Source organism: Bradyrhizobium sp. SBR1B (genome assembly GCF_014198205.1).
Classification (GTDB): domain Bacteria; phylum Pseudomonadota; class Alphaproteobacteria; order Rhizobiales; family Xanthobacteraceae; genus Bradyrhizobium.
The window spans coordinates 1-1,783 of record NZ_JACIHC010000074.1 but is presented as its reverse complement, the minus strand read 5'-3'; the positions used below and the strand labels follow the sequence as shown (position 1 = coordinate 1,783).

2 protein-coding genes are annotated in these 1,783 nt (G+C 56.1%); both read left to right on the top strand.

The genetic code is table 11. The features are described from left to right. The coding region (locus tag GGD61_RS40115; protein WP_183232548.1) for a Na+/H+ antiporter NhaA at positions 1-761 on the top strand (761 nt) is incomplete at its 5' end. Between the two features lie 10 nt (positions 762-771). Beyond that, positions 772-1,005: a hypothetical protein gene (locus GGD61_RS40110; protein ID WP_092258694.1), complete on the top strand. Its 234-nt coding sequence runs from the start codon at positions 772-774 to the stop codon at positions 1,003-1,005. Positions 1,006-1,783: the final 778 nt, after the last annotated feature.

Here is a 1,783-nt window from a genome sequence, read left to right as displayed (position 1 = left end):
AAAGTCTGCAGTGGGACGGCTTTGTTATCGCAGCTTTTGGCATTCTTGGGGTCTTAGCATTCCAACGCGTCGGGATCGGTGCGGCACTGCCTTATGTAGTGCCGGGTTTGGTGGCTTGGATCGGGTTCTACGTAGCCGGAGTCCATCCAACACTTGCTGGCGTGGCGCTCGGGCTCATAACGCCGGCGCGCGCCAAAGCGATGCGGGAACCTCCGCTGGAGGTGGCATCGCGAGCGCTCGGACAGTTGAAAACTAGCGATGCGATGAAAGCAGGTGATCCACATTTGTTGCAGCAGCCGTTGCGCGACCTTCACGTCGCTCGCCGCGAGATTCTGCCGCCTGTGTCGCGCGTGCAGATGGCACTTCACCCGTGGGTAGCCTACGGAGTGATGCCAATCTTTGCGCTGGCAAATGCAGGGGTCAGCATAACGGGTACGGATGATCTCCCTGCTGCCAGCCTGCTGGTGATGATGGGCACGGCACTTGCTCTGATAGCAGGGAAGCCGCTCGGCGTTATCGGAGCAACCTGGATCGCGGTACGATCGGGGTTCTGCCGCCTTGCTCCCGGAGTTTCTTGGGGCGGCGTCCTTCTTGTCGGACTGCTGGCAGGCATCGGCTTCACCATGTCCATCTTCATCTCGATGCTGGCTTTCTCCAATGAAGATTTGTTGAGGGCGGCAAAATTGGGCGTCCTGTTGGGCTCGGTCATAGCCGCCACGCTTGGCCTTGGCTGGGGCGCCTTCTACGTGCGACGTCAGTGAAGGCGATTCAATGTCCTTCAAAGCTCCGCACGTGTCCTTCGTATCATTTGCCGTTGAAGTTCTGCCCTCTGGAATCACTCAGGTAATGATTGTCGAAACTGCCTTGCATCTAGATCCCAAGCACCCCTCATACAACCAATCTGCCGTCGAAACCCTTATTTCGGCTGCGCAGAAGTACGCTGGCGCCAATATTGAAGGTCCTGCCGCTATTCGGCTTGTTTCAACTCAAAGCGGTGAGATATGACTGCCAACCGCTGGCCCTGGTCCCGCTGAACTTCATCACCTCGCTCTGATCGCGAGCAGGTATCGATGAAAGACGACAAACTCCTCCTTTCGCTTTCAGTAGCAGTGGGCCTTCTTGCCTTTGGCTACTCGATATACCTTCTCTACCTCATTTTCCGTTGAGCTGATCAAGGCTGGGGGCCAGACCTGATACGGACTTCCGCTTCTGGCCGATCGCGTCGCGCAGTGCGCGGCAGATCTGCCTCCTCAGTAGCGCCGACGAAGTGACCGAATAAGGCCCTGTCATTCGGGGCCCTTAGCTTCCGTAAATGAACGCGATTTGAAGCCGCAACGAACGCCGAATCGCGCGTTAGAAATTAAAATTGGTTCTGCGTCATAATCATAATGACTCCGACGCAAAAATAGAAAATAGGGTGGAAAACACAAAAACATTGGGAGGAGTAGGTGGATACTGCGAGTCGCCTGCGCGCGATGGCATCGTTGTGCCGTCAGACTGCCGCGCATCATCCCGATAGAAGTTGGAAATTGCTCGCCGAAGCTGAGTATTGGGAGCATTTAGCCAATGATGCGGTGCGCGATCACCCGTGCACATCTAGCTTCTCGTTCCCAGCAATGCGAGATGATACGAACATCACGCCATCAGCGCAGGGTGTGGCGGCGTGAGCGCTTTTGGTTGCTCAAAGTCCCCTCGACGGTGACAGCCAGCTCTCACTTTTGACGAAGTTATTTCTTTTGGCAGGGGGTGCGTTCATGGATAGCGTAGAGCGGTGCTTCGCCGC

Excerpts from the sequence above, each read along its gene's own strand:
- GGD61_RS40110 (WP_092258694.1), top strand. The coding sequence starts at position 772 with ATGTCCTTCAAAGCTCCGCACGTGTCCTTCGTATCATTTGCCGTTGAA.